Genomic DNA, 14,764 nt, shown 5'->3' with positions numbered 1-14,764 from the left:
AAGTACTCAAAACCGATGCGATGCATAGAAGTACAAGTATTCGGAGCATACTAAACCAGCCATTTCTTCGCTGTTTGAAACTCTGTATCGGTCAGCCTCTGTCTGAGCGGAGGCCACGGCCGACGGTGCGCACGCTTCGATCGGCTACACGTGCGACATGGGTCGCGCTCCTTGCAAGGGTGCCTTCGTGCGCGTCGCGCGCAGCCCCATAGCCATAGGTGAGCGAGGCTCCGCCCGCCGCGAGTGCGGAAGCAATGCCGGGAAGCTGATAGAAGACGTAGAGAGCGGCAAGGCAGATGGCGCCGAGCGCAACCGGCCGCATCAGCACGTCGCTATAACCTTCAATGACAGCAAAAGTAGAGTCGATGCAGGTTATGAGCAGCGAGCCGATCGCAACGACCAGCACCTGCAGGATCACGAAATTGGCAAGCTGTCCGATCCAAGCCTCGGTGAAACGCCGCGTTGCCTGGAACATGGAAAGCGCGATAAAGATCGGTCCAATGGCAAGCACGATCGCGAGAGCCAGTCGCGCATAGAGCGAGACGATATAACCGATCGCAGCCACCACGAAGCTCGCGACTATGACCAGCATTCCTTCAATGCCAGTGACAATGTCGACAGGCCAGACGGCGTGCTTCCAGATCTCCTCTGCACATTTCTGACCCTTATCGAGCAGGCTATCGAAGGTGGACGCGCTCGGTATCGTGCCAGAGTTCAGTGCCTGTGAGATTTCCTTGGGCAGCGTGTCGAAGAATATGTTGGTCACATAGGTTTGGTACTCGCTGGCGTTCTTAACCAGCATAAGGATGATAGCGAGCTTCATCGCCCGAAACGCAAAATCCATGATTGGTTCGTGGATTGATCCACGCAGAATGAGGAAGCCATAGAGAATAATATAAAGCGTCAACGCCGCCGTAAGCGGACCGGTGACCCAACTGGCGATATTCGATGTCCCGGAGGATATGAAGCTCTCAAGCGGCGCCTTGAACTGTCCATCGACGAAGGCAAAGACCTGATACATGCGTTAGCCTCCGAGGGCCTTGCCCATACGCTCGAGGCGGCTTTTCCAATCTGCCGCCTCGGCATTCATGCAGTTCGGCGTGCTTCGAAGTTCGCCCGGATTGTTACGGCATTTTGCGATCAGATTTGTCAGCAGTTGTTGATCAGCCGACAGCTCCTCGACTGAATAGACGCGCTCCGCCTTTTTCCCACAGCTGGCCAAGGCTATGAGGAATGTGAAAAGAACGAGAAATTTCATTGCAGGGCCGCTCCCATCGCATCCATGCGCTTGCGCCAATCCTCAGCCTTGCGCTGTTCATCGACCTGGACCTGCGCTTGCTGAACCATGCGCAGGCCTTGCATCCTGAGCACGTCGGTCTGGAGAAAGGCCGTCTCGGCCTGCAGCCGCGCCTGCAAATCGGCAATGTCTTTGGCGTCGCTCGCCGAGGAAATTTGCTGGCGCAACTGATCGATGCCATCGATCCGCTTGGTGGCGGCATCATAGATCTGCTGGCCGAGGCTCATCTGCCCGGCATTCCGGTTTTGAAGTCGCGATAGCTCCTGCGCATAAAAATCGTTGGCGGTTGTCTTGTAGGTCGAATTGTCACTCAAGAATTTCGAAGCAGCGTCGCCGAACACACCCGAGCCGGACCCTTTGAACAAGCTTTCGATGGCGGAGAAATCCTGGGGCAGTGCTTTTCGGATCGAAGAATCGTTCAAGACGCCGGCAACATCAGCCATATTGGTCAGCTTGTTCAGCGAACCGTAAAGCTGTTGCGCTTGCTGAAGCTGCTGGTTCAATGCATCGAGCTGCGATTTGAGCTGGGTGATGCTTTCGATCTGCTTGGCGATCGCGGTTTGGTCGATCACCGGGATGCCCTGCGCACCTGCAGCGTGGGCCGAGAGGAACAGCGCTACCACCGTCCTGGAGAGCATTTTGCACTGAACCATCAGCCTATACTCCTTCTCTGCTGGAATATCCGCAGCCAGTCGTCCTGGCCGGCTCCGAGTTCGTCGCGGATTGCGTCGGCAAGTTCGACATTCGCTGTCCGCCCGGAAAGGATCGCGAGTTCGTCGTCAAAACCGTTGAGTTTGAGCTCTGCGACGACACTGTTGTGGCCCTGCTTGACGATGAACCGCCGGCTTTCGACCGACAACTCGCGTGAGATCAGCTCGAATTCGCGTTCCGTCAGCTTGAACCCGTCGACGTAATCGGCATGGTTACCCCGCGGGTTTGGAAGGAAAATCTGTGTCGGGCACTGTTCGATGATCGTATGCGCAATCGGGGAGTTGATGGCGTCACGCGGGCTTTGTGTGGCAAACAACATCAATCCGTTTTGCTTGCGGATCGTCTTGAGTTTGTTTTGGGCAAGATCAAGGAAGCTTTCATCCTGCAGCGCGCGCCAGAACTCGTCGATGACGATGATGATGCGGCGGCCATCGATCAATTGCTCGACACGGTGGAAGAGATAGGCCATCAGCGGGGTACGAATCTCCTCATTGTCGAGAAAATCCGTCATGTCGTAGCCGAGGAACTTGGCACCAATGCCAATATCGTCGGTCTCGTTGTCGAAGACCCAGCCAAGCGGCCCTCCCCGCTCCCAATGGCGCAATCGAGCTGCGATCCCTTCCGGATCGGTATTGTTGAGGAATGTGCGCAGAGCTCCGATCGAGCGCTGTTCTCGCGGAAGGTCCGAAAGGCCTTCGATTGCCAAGGCGATGTCGCCGACTTCGCTGACCGAAAATTGCCGCGCCGCCGATCCGACAAGCTTGCCAATCCAACGCGCCAGGAACACCTTGTTTTGCGGCGTCAGTTCCAGCGCCTTCAGCGGTGCGCAACTCGTCGGTACTCCGTTCCTGAGCGGCAGATAGGTGCCGCCGGCTGCACGCACGAAAAGGTCTGAACCGCGGTCTTTGTCGAAGAAGACCATGTGCGGATCATGCTTTTCGAGCTGTGACAGCATGAAATTGACGAGCACCGTCTTGCCGGCGCCGGATGGGCCGCAGACGAAAGTGTTGCCGAGGTCGCCATAATGGAAGTTGAAATAGAACGGCGAGCCTGACGCGGTCTTCAACATGGCGACGGCCGGTCCCCATTCATTGCCGTCCTTGCGGCCAAGCGGATAGGAATGATACGGTGAGAGGGCGGCGAAATTCCGCGATGTGATTGCGCCCGAACGCGCGCGATAGCGAAAATTGCCTGGCAATTGCGCCCACCACGCAGCTTCCAGGCCGAGATCCTCGCGTGCCACGACAGCCCCACCATTGGTCAGATGTGAGCGCGCCTTGGCGAGATTGTCAGTCAGTTCCTTTACCGAGGATGCGAATACGCAAAGCGTCAGATGGTGCTCACCGAGCACGAAATGGTTTGATTCCAACTCGTCCATGGCGGCATCGAGCTCCTCGATCTGGGAGACCGCCTTATCACCGGAACTGACCATCTGGTTCTGCTTGCGGCCCATGACTGTGCGCGCATCGGTTTTGGACATAAACGCGAAGGACTGCGTCAGGATCAGCTCGAATGGCGCCGTCAGAATGCCATCCAGCATGCCGCCGCGCGTCCTCGCTGGATATTCCTTGAAACCGAACATGCCGGCATAACGGTTTGAACCCTCATGGCGGATCTCGACCGTCTCGCGCCCGACGATGACCCGATCGGAATAGATCGCCGAGGAGATCCTGCCTTCCGTCAACGGCACGGGTTCGCGACGGCCGCCGACCAACTGATGCAACACCTCACTCGGTTCGGAAAAGAGGATGCCGTCGCGATCGTAGAGGGACAGCACCCGTGGGGCGAAGCGTTGCAGTCCCGCGGTGACACCGGCCACCTTGTCGTGCAGATGCTTCAGGCTGTCTTCATCGAGCTCGGCCGCTGTCCGTCTGGCCTTGCGCAGCCGCGACAGGAGATTTGCGAGCTGTTCGGCCGGATCGCGGCCCGGATGCCAGAGCAGGGTAAGATATAGATCGTTGCGGAACAGGTCCTCGCCCACCATGCGCTGGCGATATTTGTCATTCACCGTTGCCGAAAAGGGATTGGCGAACTCGCCATCGGGATAAGCGTTGTCGCGCCGGCGGATGATATGGGTCCAGATTGCCAGACGTTCGTCGGCAATATTGCGGTAGAGCGTATTGAGATTGCGCTGCAGGCTGTTCAGGTCGAAAGCATCGGCCGTCTCGAAAGACACGCCCTCCAGAGCGATCATCACTATTAATGCCCGGGAATCGAGTGCAATCACCGTCTCGTCCACGTGTCGGACATAAGGGATGAACGTTTCCGGCTCGAGTTCACGGGATTTGAGGCGGGACATGTTAGACATGGGCGAGGTCCCTTTCATCGTAGCGCCGCATGAGCCTTAATGGCGTCGGCGAAGTGCCGCCCCACAAGGCTCCGTTGCGCGAGCGGCCGCGCGTCTCGACCCAGGCAATCAGGATGCGAAACACGTTGTGGTCGTGTTTGACGAGTGCGCGGAAGATGAAGTGGAAGACCACGCCGACTAACGCATAGGCGATCGAGCCGGCGAGTATATAAAAGATGGTCGTCACGATGACATTGATGCCCATCGCTTCTATGGTAACACCTGCGATCATTGCCGGGCGTGTGCAGGCGAGGAACAGCATATCTTCTTCAAACGCAGCCACCTGGGTCATCGCCGTCAGCCGCCCGCAAGAGTGCTGACAAGTTGCGGAGCGCCGTAGGCGACACCGATACCGAGAATGCAATAGGCTGCCTTTCGCAAATCCAGGTAGCCGAACATCCAGGCAATCCCGACGATGGCGATTGCAATCGTCGCAAGTAGCTTCATCACATTGCCCGTAAGCATGTTCACGATATTCTGCAGCACCGTCTCGATGCCGCCGGGGTTCTGGGCGAAGGCCGGCTCTATCATAGCTGCCGAAAAGACGGTGGCCATCAAGGCACTTGCTGCGAATGCGCGGATGTCGATCTTCGTTATCATTCAGGCTGCTCCGGTTGATCGCTTTGGAAAACGAGCGCGGACGAGCGACGCGCCGCATTGAACACATCCCAGGACGGCGTCTTTGCCATGCGCGGCTGCGACCCCTCGGAATCATGGACGGAAGTGGTCGCAAGCGACCTGGCGTCGGGCGCGTCCTGCTTATCAGGCGCCTGCGCTATTGCCAGCGAGGCCAATCTTGCCGAAAGCCGTTTCGCCTCGCGCCGCACCTGCTCATCATATTGCGCCATCTCGCCAACCAACGGATGGGAACGTCCGTAGTAGGACTGCAGCATTACGTGTTCGGCTTGCCCTGGCGCAGCACCTGCCCGGACGGCGAGACGGTAATAGCCGTCGAGCAGCGTCGCGGTCGCCTTGAGATTTAGGCACGGATCGAAGGCATCGGAAATTGTGAGATCAAGCTTGCGCAGCTCCTCAATCCTGATGCCGCCAAGCCCTAGCTGGAGATCCCGATGCTGCTCGGCCATCAGTGTTGTCGTCGCTTCGATAGCCTCCGCCTTGCTCTTCGGCTGCTGGCCAAACGGCAGATCGGCATTGATGCGGATATCGAAAGGCTGGAAATTGCTCTCCAAACTGACGACGGCCGCTAGGGTTTCTACAGCAACCGCCGGCGCACAAGTTTCAGCAAGATCGGTGAAGGCAACCGCCATGGGTCAATACCACACACGTTGGCTGCCGACGCCATCGATGGTCACGTCGACATAATGCGGTTGCGATCGCCTGTTTGGTTGCAATGTCGGATATGCTACGCATTCGAGATGCCGACCATCACGCCGCCATCGGGCCGAAATCACCAACCCGCTATTGTCCGGAGCACTGTCCTTATCGGAGCTGCAGAAGCGATCGTTGACCTTTTGAAGCGTCGTGGAGACGCAGGTCGCCTCCTGCCCGCGGTCGCCATATCGCGTAGTCAGATTATAGCCGTCATTGCAATAATAGGGATCGTATCCCGGTTGGGAGGCACGGAAGCCGACACCGCTGCAGGCTGGAAAGGAATGTCCCTCCGCCAGCTCTTCCCAAAGCCTGTCGATGGGTGGACGGCACTCGGAATATTGCGTCGCACCACCTGGATTGGAAAGGCATAAGATAACCTGGCATCCCCAGTCATCGGCTCGCGCATGACTCTCTGAAATGCTGTATATAAAGCTGCCGCCAGCAGTGGCGAAGACCATTCCAATCAGAAGGCTTTTCATGAGCAGAACCTCTCGATGTGACGGCATAACGCGATCTTGGCGACTAAGCACCACGGCTCCGTCGTCGCTTATACTAACGTATACAATGCAGTTAAAACGATGACAAGCACTCTTAACACGCAATTGCACAGTCTTTCGTTCGCAGCCTTCATCCTGCATGAGATCATGGACAACCCGAAGGAAGACGAGACACCGCAATCCCGACTGAAGCAGGTCGGCATGATGAGTATCCTCTACATCATGCATCAGGGGCATCAGGCTTTAACTATCTCAAATATAGTGGAAATTACGAAGCTGACGCGCATGGGCGTCTCCGAAGTCATCGAGCCGCTGCTCGCGCGCGGCATGCTCACGGAGACATTCGTCAAAAATTCGATGGGGCGGGGCAAGGCACGCCAATTTGAGATTTCCCCGCAGATTTTAGAGAGGTTGCGGAGCTTTCAGCCAAAATAGAAGAGCTTGGAAAGCCTCGCAAAAGCCAACAAAAGCGTATCAAAGAAATCAGTTTGATTTTCCCACCGTTACAAGCAGTAGGTAACTCCGTTTCCGATCGAGTGTCTCTGGTCTGGGGATGCATAGGCCGACTCCCCCTGCTCGCATCACCATTTAACTGCGGAATTTGCGGAGGTATGCTGCCGCCGGAGTGTCAGCTCACAATCATATTTGTGCCAAAGGGCGGCGGATCGAATGTGTAGCTCGACGTATGCACCGTCCTGATGACAGCCTCGCATGCGGACATCCTCTTCCGTGCCTTGAGGATGACCTTTCGGTTTTCCTCGCCGCCGGGCGCTGGGGCGACGTTGCCGAAGACAGCGCCGATCTCCTGAGTGGTCGATCAGGATGGCTGTGTGCTCGACGAGATCGTCCAGACGCCCCGCAACACCAAGGCAGCCAAGCGTTTGCTGACGCGTCTTCTGAAGAGGCAGGGCCTACCAAGCGGGGCATCAGCCCTGCGAAGGACGACGGGCCGGGATCGCGCGTCAGACCGCGGTTAAGCGTCAGCGCTGCCGGATCGGCCAGTCTGGGAGTGGATTTTTCTTTCTTTTTCTCCAACGCTTTCCCCTTTCGCCGTCTCGCCCTTGAAATCGTTGTATATTATGGAAATATACAACAATGATTGATTGGGAACGGATCACCGGCTTCGACTGGGACGCGGAAAATGCCCGCAAGAGTGTCGAGAAGCATGACGTCAGCCAGGCCGAAGCGGAGCAGGTGTTTTTCAACGAACCACTGCTAATGGTTCCCGACGCAAGGCACAGCGCTGAGGAGCGACGCATCCACCCTCTCGGGCGCACCGACGATGGGAGGCTGCTGCATATCACTTTCACGCTTCGGCAAAACGAGACGAAGATACGGGTGATCTCGGCCCGGGACATGAGCCGCAAGGAGCGGAGCTATTATGAGCAAGACGCTTAAGCCAGTACCGGAGTTCAAGACGGAAGCGGAAGAACGCGCCTTCTGGGAGAGCCCGGATTCCGACGATCATATCGACTGGAGCAAGGCGGAGCGTGTGCGTCTTCCGAACCTGAAACCATCCTCCACATCGATCTCGCTGCGGCTGCCGAACGCGCTGCTTGAGCGGATCAAGGTCGCGGCGGGCAAGCGCGACGTGCCCTATCAGTCGCTCATCAAGATCTGGCTCTCGGAAAAGATCGACGCTTCGGGTCCACAACGATGACGCCCGCGGGATCGACGCCGGCGCTGGACCGTGACAGGCGCCCGTTCGTCGTGACCTATCAGGGCAGGAGCATGACCGTCGACCTCGACGGCTACTATCCTGACGATTGTGATGACGGAATTCATGTCGGTGACGACATGCCCGTCAAAGACGCGGTGCCTTTCGCAAGCCCCTTGGTTCTAATACATAGCCAGCGGCATGGACGGTGCGGATGGCGTCACCGTATCCAAGCCGCTCCGCCAGCGCCCTGCGCAAGCGGCCAATGTGAACATCCACAGTCCGCGGCGTGACTTCGGCGGTAGGCGGCCAGGCCGATGCGATCAATTCGGAGCGGCTGCAAAGTTGCCCCGCTCTCCCGACCAAGTGGGATAGGATCTTGATCTCGATGGGCGATAGAACGACATTCTGACCGTTGCACTGAACACGACGACCCTCGGTATCGATCTCGAATCCAAAGCTTGCTGGTATTGTGGTCATTTCCACATCTGACATTTTGACTTTCCCCGGTTTTGCCTGTCTGAGCGACGTCAGCAATTTCTCTGGTGAAAGCGGTCTGACGAGGCAGTCATCGACACCGGCTCGTAGCAAGGCGAGGTGAATCAGCTGCCCTCCGTCTCGGAGCAGAGCAATCAAACGCACTTCGTTACCGCGAGCAGATCGTCTTACCTCGCGACAGAGGAAAACAGCATCTTGGGTTTCATCGGCGCAATCCAGGAGAATGGCATGGGTCACACCGTTCGCACATGATTCCAGCACGTCGTTGGCGCTACAGGCGAGTAACGGCATAAAACCCTCCATCTTCAGAATATAGCTGAAGGGCAGGAACAGCTCTGCATCCGCAGTCCAAATGAGGACCCTGTTGCACTCAGCCAAATTCATGTCGCTCATCCCTTCGGAGTTCTTGCGGCTGAACGCGCCGGACGCGCAGTCGCCCTAGGCAGGCGCGTATTCACCACCATTGACATCGATGATTGCCCCGTTAACGAAACCGGCATCCATTGACGCCAAAAATGCGATGACGGCAGCGACCTCCTCCGGCGTTCCAAGCCGGGCGGCCGGGATGCGCCCGACGGCTTCTCGATTTGTCGGGGTATGAGGATCTCCGATCAAAGGTGTCGAAATTCTGCCGGGCGCCACCAGATTGACGGTGATCCCAAAAGGACTAAATGGTCCCACAAGGGTACGCATCAGACCTGCCAGCCCCGCCTTGCTGGCAGTGTATGCTGGCCCAGCCACATGAGGACGCGTACGCCCCGCAAGCGATCCGACCAGAACGATGCGTCCGAAACCTGTTTGTCGCATACCACCGACCACCGCCTGGCAGCACAACATCGCGCCGGTCAAGTTCACCGCCAGCACTTCGTTCCACTCATCCAACCCCACATCTTCGAACCGTCGCGAGCCATTTGGCCCTTTCGGCGATATTCCGGCGTTGCAGACCAGAATATCCGCAATGCCCCAGATGGACCGGAGTTCATCGAAGAAATGAGTGATCGCGGCCGGCTTCGCCAGATCGACGACACGGGCCACAACCTGACTGGGGTCGAATTCGGCAGAAAGCGACGCGCTTGCCTCTGCGACCACGTCGGCGCGATGACTGAAGACAGCCACACGATGCCCCGCCGTCAGCAGTTTTCGCGCCGTCGCCAGTCCAATGCCGCTTGTTCCTCCCGTCACTACCGCGATGCGAGACGGCTCCGACATCATGCCGCCTCGTCCATACCGGCAAACAGAGATAAAGCCGGGTGGGCCTGTGGGTCTGTCATAACCTCGATGAGCAGTGGTACCTTCCCTGCCAATCCAACCTGCAAATGGGCTTTAAGCTCGCGCGGATCCTCGACGCGGACTGCTGGGCATCCGCAGGCTTGAGCGATTTGCACATGATCGACGGGCGCAAAATGGCAAGCCGATGTGAAACGGCCGAACTTTACGGTCTCCGCATCCCGCTGGAAGCCTAAGATGCCGTTATTGAGAAGGATGATGGTGATCGGCAGATTGCACCGCACCATTGTTTCAATTTCCGCCCAGCTATGCGCGAACCCACCGTCACCAACAAGGGCAACGACAGGCTGATCCGGCAGTGCAGCCTTTGCGCCCAGCGCAAGCGGCAGCCCCCATCCCAGTCCCGCAAGTCCACGTGGCGTAAGAAACCGCATTCCGGGGGCAAGCGAGCGCAACTGACCAACGACCCACATTGATGAATAGCTCGCGTCCGCAACAATGGTGGTTTGCGATGTCAATGACGCCTGTAATTCCGCCATGATGCGTTCGGGGCGAATTGATGATGACGTGGCGTGAACAAACTGATGTCGGTCCTCCTCAAACCGCCGCCAGCATTCGGCAATACGGGCAACGACAGCGGCTCGATGATTCCAGCGTTGAGACAGGTCGCATTCCTTCAACGCATGAATAAGCTCTCGCAGCGTCTCTCGGGCATCACCGACCAAACGCAGAGCTTGATAATTGCGGCCGATTTCCTGAGGGTCGACATCGATATGGATTACCTGCGTGCCAGCAGAAATTTGTCGCCAGCTATCTGTGCCGTTCTGGTTGGTACGCGTTCCGATCAGGATGACAAGATCGGCACCATTGACCAATGCGGCGGTATGGCGTCCGAGTGAGCGCGGACCAACAAGCGATCCCAAGACCCCCGCTGAAAGGGAATGGTGTTCGTCGACGGCGCCCTTGCCCATATTGGTGGTCAAGACAGGAAGCGCTGCCATCTCCTGCAAAACAGCCAGTTCATCGCAAGCATGACTACCGAGGACGCCACCGCCTGCGATCACTACCGGATTTCTGGCGTGCGAAATCATATTTGCGGCCGTTTGCAGCGTCGTGCGATCGGGGCACGAGCGATCAAGGGGCCAATGCCCAAGATTGAGAGACCGCGCTGGCGACCTGACGGCAAGCTCTGAACGCAACAAATCGGCGGGTAGCAGCAATGCCACGGGTCCGGGCCGACCGGAGGCGGCTGCGGTGAAGGCGGCATCGATATAGTCCTCGATCCGTTCCGGCACCATGATCCTGCGCACCCATTTCGTGCAGGATTGGAAGAGGGCGATATGGTCGAGTTCCTGAAAGGCGTTCCGGTCCATCTGATCGCGCTCGACCTCCTGCACGAGCGCGACAATCGGAACGCTTGCCTTCAGCGCCTCAGCCATCGGGGGCACCAGCAGAGTAGCCGCAGGTCCATTCTGAGCTGCCACCACACCGATTTTTCCGGAGCGCCGCGCATAACCGTCAGCCATCGCGCCGCCCATGTTTTCTTGACGATAGGCAATCTGACGAATGCCGGCGGATTCGGCGGCGAGAATGAGCGCTGACGGCAAGCTCTGCGCAAATATATGTGTGACGTCATGGCGCAGCAGCGAGCGAGCTAAGCACTCAGCGACGGTTTCCAAGGTCTCCGCAGTCATGCCTTTGCCCCATCAAAATCTGTTTCATAAGTGTCAAGGAAATCGCCGAAGGCTTCGACGATCAGGTCGAGATCGGAATTCGTCATTGCTGTGGAGAGGCAGGCGGCAGCCCCAAAGGGAAGGAGAATGTCAAGGGAGCGAAAATGGCGCGTCATATTGGTCATCCAACTGTTCTGCTCCGACGTCGGGAAGGCTTGCCGATAGTCGCGGGGCGCCTGGCGCTTGGGGTGGATGCGGAAAAGCGAAGCGGATCCGGTCACAGAAAAAGGCGCCTCACGGCCCTCGATTGCGGCACAAAGACCATTGCGCACGCGTGTACCCATCTCCTCCAGTCGCTCAAAGCTTGCCGGCGTCAGCGCTTCCATGGCGACGCGCCCAGCTACCATCGACACTGGATTGGCCGAGAAGGTGCCACCCTGCGGCAGAGCCGGCTTGGCGCCGATGCCTGCGAAGACCTCCATTACCTCCATGCGGCCGCCGACAGCGCCCACCGGAAAACCGCCGCCAATGATCTTTCCAGCAGCGACCAGATCGGGCTCAAGCCCAAACCGCGCCGACGCGCCGCGATACCCTTGCCGCAGGTTGAGAACCTCGTCAGCAACGACGAGAAAACCATATTGTCGCGAAAGGATGGAAATCGCCTCGACAAAGGCTGGATCCGGTGCGATCAACCCAGCCCTGCTCGGGATCGGATCGATCAGAATGCACGCAAGGTCCCTGCCTGATACAGCCAATCGCCGCTCCAGGCCTTCAATGTCGTTGAAGCGGATCACATCAACTTCTTCGGCAACGCTTTGTGGTGCGCCCCTGTAGGCGGTCGTCGCCGCCGGCGCCTCATCAGGTCCCCAGGAGGCCGGCGCAGCGCTTTGGCTTACCTCGGCCCAATCATAGGCGCCATGATAGGCACCTTCGACACGTGCGATGCGCGACCGGCCGGTGAAGGCACGCGCCGCCTTGATCGCAAACATGACGGCCTCTGTGCCACTATTGACGAAGCGAATATGCTCGATTGCCGGAATGCGTTGGACAAGCAGTTCCGCCAACCCGAGCTCATGCTCGGTCGGATTGGAAAAGCAGGTCCCTCGCTGCAAAAGATCCGCAACCGCGTCGGCGATCGGCAGATAGCCGTGACCATGGATCAGCGTGGTGAAGTTGTTGTTGAGATCAAGTAGGCGATTGCCATCAACGTCAATGAGATAGGCGCCCTCACCGCGGGCGATATAGGTTGGCGTGGGGTCGCGCTCGACGGTGACACGAGTGGTTCCATCGGGAAACACGAGTTGCCCGCGCTCGAAGAAATATTGCGAGCGCGAGCGGAGCGCCGCCCGTCGAAATGAAAGTAAATCCTGATGAAGCATGCCTTGCCCTCTCCAATCGAGAGATGCGTGTTCGCATCCCGTTCACATTTTTGTTGCAACAAAAAAACATGAAGGCATGGAAAGTGCAACATAAATTTTCAGCGCCGACAGAGATTCTGCCGATCGCGTTCCGTGCAGGCCTTTTTCATTTGCCGGAATCCGTCTCGAATATCATTTTCAATCGCGGCGCGGACAGCCGAGGCGTCTTTTTCTGTGAGCGCTTCGATAGCGGAACGATGATTGCGCGCGCCATAACGCGTCTCTGCAAATACAGGATAGAGACCGTTAAACGATGCCCCAACTCGCAGCCAAAGAGCCTCGATCGTCTGCAAAAGATAGGGCATGCCGGTCAGGCGATAGATCGTGAAATGAAACTCCTTGTTGTGCCAAAGCGCATCAAAATAACGGCGCTCATCCAAAGCCGCGTCAATTTTCGCTTGAATCATCTCTAATTCTGCGAGTGCGGCATCGCTGACCGCCTTGGCAGACAAAGACGCAGCCAATCCTTCCAGCGCCAAGCGCATCTGCGTGATCTCCTCGAGGTCCGACAGCCTTAAATGCGGCACGATGACAGTCTTCGGGCCAGAGTAAACCAGCGCTCCATCGACGACGAGACGATTGATGGCATCGCGGGCCGGCGTTGAACTGACATCCAGCATCTGCGAGACTGCGCGCACCGTGAGCTTGTCACCGGGCGAAAAAGCCCCGCGGATAAGGCGCTCTTTCATATTGCGATAGGCCATTTCGCCCAATCGGTTGGGTTGATGCTGGTAGCTTCCCTCGTCTTCCGGTGGTTTTTCCACGCAATTCCTCCAAATTCCTTTGACAACTTCGCAAATTTGTTGCAACAAAAACAAAAAGCGACGCCGTTGCGAACGTTATGTGACATCAAACGTCATACCATCTTTGTAAATTCGCGTCTTCGGAAAGTTCGGTTCGCGAAAATGGGCTGCGAACAGATCATCGCCGGCACAGGCCAGCCGGTAAAGCCGCATGTCCACGCGTGCCTGAAAACGAAAACAAAAAGGAGAGGAACTTTGATTGGCGAAGCGCTTACGCTGCAAGAACTAGAAAAGCGATACGACAAGGCGATTGCCGTGAACGGTGTCTCACTCACAATCCGGGCGGGGGAATTCTTGTCGATCCTCGGACCGTCGGGCTCAGGCAAGACCACGCTTCTGACAATGATCGCCGGCTTCGAAAGCCCCAGCAGCGGCCAGATCATGATCGGCCGTCGCGATGTCACTTACATGGCTCCGAACAAGCGCAATATCGGCATGGTGTTCCAGCGCTATGCGCTCTTTCCCCATCTGACGGCGGCGGCAAACATTGCTTTTCCGTTGCGCATGCGCCGCATTAACGAAACTCTCGTTCGCCGCAAGGTGGAAGCGGCGTTGGCACAGGTGCATCTCGACGGATACGGTGACCGATATCCGCACCAGCTATCCGGCGGCCAGCAACAACGCGTCGCCGTCGCCCGGGCCATCATCTTTGAACCACCGGTCCTGTTGATGGACGAACCGCTCGGCGCCCTCGACAAGAAGCTGCGCGAGACGCTGCAATTGGAAATCAAAGGCCTTCAGCAGCGGCTCGGAGCAACAGTCGTCTACGTCACGCATGACCAGGAGGAGGCGCTGACCATGTCCGATCGTGTGGCGGTGGTGGCGAACGGACGCCTAGCCCAGGTCGGATCACCGCTCGAACTTTATCGCTCACCCGTCTCCGCCTTCGTGGGAGACTTCATTGGCCGCATGAATTTTCTCGAAGCCGGCTACCTGGGACGAGAGAATGGAAATCACATGGTGCGGCTGCGAGGCGGCAATGTCGTTGCTACGGCGCCTGCCGAGGACGAGGTTAACCCCTTCCCGCTCGGGCAGACAGTCAGCGTTGCCGTGCGCCCGGAACGACTGTCACTTGCGCCGCACGGCCGTGACCGCGGCGCCATTTTGACCGGTACCGTAGACGCAGCCGTGTTTGCGGGTTCGTTTTTTCTCTTTTTTGTTCGAACCCAGAGCGGTGACGACAGCCTGCTCCAGATTCAGATGCCTGTTGGGCATGTAGCCGCAAGTTTCCGCCGGGGCGATCTGGTCGATGTCATTGCTGAATCGAACGCCTTGCGTCTGTTTGCGAATTTGGAGGCCTAGCC

The 14,764-nt window shown here is 57.7% G+C and carries 17 protein-coding genes and 1 pseudogene; 5 read left to right on the top strand and 13 right to left on the bottom strand.

Annotated features, from left to right (window positions below):
- Positions 1 to 91: 91 nt before the first annotated feature.
- From CCGE525_RS26615 to CCGE525_RS26580, 8 genes are read right to left on the bottom strand one after another with little or no spacing between them, the layout of a single operon-like run.
- Positions 92 to 1,021 (bottom strand): TrbL/VirB6 family protein, encoded by a 930-nt coding sequence (locus tag CCGE525_RS26615; protein ID WP_120707291.1) that lies wholly within the window; start codon positions 1,019 to 1,021, stop codon positions 92 to 94.
- 3 nt (positions 1,022 to 1,024) lie between these two features.
- A complete protein-coding gene (locus CCGE525_RS26610; protein WP_120707290.1) occupies positions 1,025 to 1,258 on the bottom strand; it encodes an EexN family lipoprotein in 234 nt (77 codons plus the stop codon).
- On the bottom strand, positions 1,255 to 1,935 hold the full coding sequence (gene virB5 / locus CCGE525_RS26605) for a P-type DNA transfer protein VirB5 (protein WP_205587518.1): 681 nt from the start codon (positions 1,933 to 1,935) through the stop codon (positions 1,255 to 1,257). Before virB5 ends, CCGE525_RS26610 begins: the two co-directional genes overlap by 4 nt.
- Before the next feature lie 14 nt (positions 1,936 to 1,949).
- Positions 1,950 to 4,316 carry a VirB4 family type IV secretion/conjugal transfer ATPase gene (locus tag CCGE525_RS26600; RefSeq protein WP_120707288.1) on the bottom strand — a complete coding sequence of 789 codons (2,367 nt, stop codon included), beginning with the start codon at positions 4,314 to 4,316 and terminating at the stop codon, positions 1,950 to 1,952.
- Positions 4,309 to 4,647, bottom strand: coding sequence for a VirB3 family type IV secretion system protein (locus CCGE525_RS26595; RefSeq protein ID WP_120707287.1), 339 nt, complete (start codon positions 4,645 to 4,647; stop codon positions 4,309 to 4,311). The genes CCGE525_RS26600 and CCGE525_RS26595 overlap by 8 nt, the downstream gene beginning before the upstream one ends.
- Before the next feature lie 5 nt (positions 4,648 to 4,652).
- Positions 4,653 to 4,955 carry a TrbC/VirB2 family protein gene (locus tag CCGE525_RS26590; RefSeq protein WP_120707286.1) on the bottom strand — a complete coding sequence of 101 codons (303 nt, stop codon included), beginning with the start codon at positions 4,953 to 4,955 and terminating at the stop codon, positions 4,653 to 4,655.
- A complete protein-coding gene (locus CCGE525_RS26585) occupies positions 4,952 to 5,623 on the bottom strand; it encodes a lysozyme family protein (protein ID WP_120707285.1) in 672 nt (223 codons plus the stop codon). Before CCGE525_RS26585 ends, CCGE525_RS26590 begins: the two co-directional genes overlap by 4 nt.
- Before the next feature lie 3 nt (positions 5,624 to 5,626).
- A complete protein-coding gene (locus CCGE525_RS26580; protein WP_120707284.1) occupies positions 5,627 to 6,166 on the bottom strand; it encodes a hypothetical protein in 540 nt (179 codons plus the stop codon).
- 99 nt (positions 6,167 to 6,265) lie between these two features.
- Here CCGE525_RS26580 and CCGE525_RS26575 point away from each other — a divergent pair, with 99 nt between their 5' ends.
- From CCGE525_RS26575 to CCGE525_RS26560, 4 genes and pseudogenes are all read left to right on the top strand, one after another.
- Positions 6,266 to 6,619 (top strand): MarR family transcriptional regulator, encoded by a 354-nt coding sequence (locus CCGE525_RS26575; protein ID WP_120708644.1) that lies wholly within the window; start codon positions 6,266 to 6,268, stop codon positions 6,617 to 6,619.
- 377 nt (positions 6,620 to 6,996) lie between these two features.
- Positions 6,997 to 7,098, top strand: a pseudogene (locus CCGE525_RS26570) (IS6 family transposase); the annotation flags it as partial.
- A gap of 181 nt (positions 7,099 to 7,279) precedes the next feature.
- The gene (locus CCGE525_RS26565; protein ID WP_120707283.1) at positions 7,280 to 7,582 is read left to right on the top strand and encodes a BrnT family toxin; all 303 of its coding nucleotides are present in this window, start codon (positions 7,280 to 7,282) and stop codon (positions 7,580 to 7,582) included.
- Positions 7,566 to 7,844 carry a BrnA antitoxin family protein gene (locus CCGE525_RS26560; RefSeq protein WP_120707282.1) on the top strand — a complete coding sequence of 93 codons (279 nt, stop codon included), beginning with the start codon at positions 7,566 to 7,568 and terminating at the stop codon, positions 7,842 to 7,844. Before CCGE525_RS26565 ends, CCGE525_RS26560 begins: the two co-directional genes overlap by 17 nt.
- Before the next feature lie 144 nt (positions 7,845 to 7,988).
- On the opposite strand, the gene CCGE525_RS26550 is transcribed toward CCGE525_RS26560, so the two are convergent.
- The 5 genes from CCGE525_RS26550 to CCGE525_RS26530 all read right to left on the bottom strand — a co-directional run bounded on the left by CCGE525_RS26550 (position 7,989) and on the right by CCGE525_RS26530 (position 13,361).
- The gene (locus tag CCGE525_RS26550; RefSeq protein ID WP_120707281.1) at positions 7,989 to 8,732 is read right to left on the bottom strand and encodes a winged helix-turn-helix transcriptional regulator; all 744 of its coding nucleotides are present in this window, start codon (positions 8,730 to 8,732) and stop codon (positions 7,989 to 7,991) included.
- Positions 8,733 to 8,777: 45 nt separating this feature from the next.
- Positions 8,778 to 9,551 carry an SDR family oxidoreductase gene (locus CCGE525_RS26545; protein WP_414131375.1) on the bottom strand — a complete coding sequence of 258 codons (774 nt, stop codon included), beginning with the start codon at positions 9,549 to 9,551 and terminating at the stop codon, positions 8,778 to 8,780.
- The gene (locus tag CCGE525_RS26540) at positions 9,548 to 11,260 is read right to left on the bottom strand and encodes an acetolactate synthase catalytic subunit (RefSeq protein WP_120707280.1); all 1,713 of its coding nucleotides are present in this window, start codon (positions 11,258 to 11,260) and stop codon (positions 9,548 to 9,550) included. The genes CCGE525_RS26545 and CCGE525_RS26540 overlap by 4 nt, the downstream gene beginning before the upstream one ends.
- Positions 11,257 to 12,618, bottom strand: coding sequence for an aspartate aminotransferase family protein (locus CCGE525_RS26535; RefSeq protein ID WP_120707279.1), 1,362 nt, complete (start codon positions 12,616 to 12,618; stop codon positions 11,257 to 11,259). The genes CCGE525_RS26540 and CCGE525_RS26535 overlap by 4 nt, the downstream gene beginning before the upstream one ends.
- A 98-nt stretch (positions 12,619 to 12,716) precedes the next feature.
- The gene (locus tag CCGE525_RS26530; RefSeq protein WP_120708642.1) at positions 12,717 to 13,361 is read right to left on the bottom strand and encodes a GntR family transcriptional regulator; all 645 of its coding nucleotides are present in this window, start codon (positions 13,359 to 13,361) and stop codon (positions 12,717 to 12,719) included.
- A gap of 294 nt (positions 13,362 to 13,655) precedes the next feature.
- On the opposite strand from CCGE525_RS26530, the gene CCGE525_RS26525 reads away from it, so the two are divergent.
- Positions 13,656 to 14,762, top strand: a complete 1,107-nt coding sequence (locus tag CCGE525_RS26525; protein WP_245472309.1) for an ABC transporter ATP-binding protein — start codon at positions 13,656 to 13,658, stop codon at positions 14,760 to 14,762.
- Positions 14,763 to 14,764 lie beyond the last annotated feature (2 nt).

The organism is Rhizobium jaguaris (assembly GCF_003627755.1).
GTDB lineage: Bacteria > Pseudomonadota > Alphaproteobacteria > Rhizobiales > Rhizobiaceae > Rhizobium > Rhizobium jaguaris.
The sequence above is the reverse complement of the archived record's forward strand: the minus strand, read 5'-3'. Positions and strand labels throughout refer to the sequence as shown.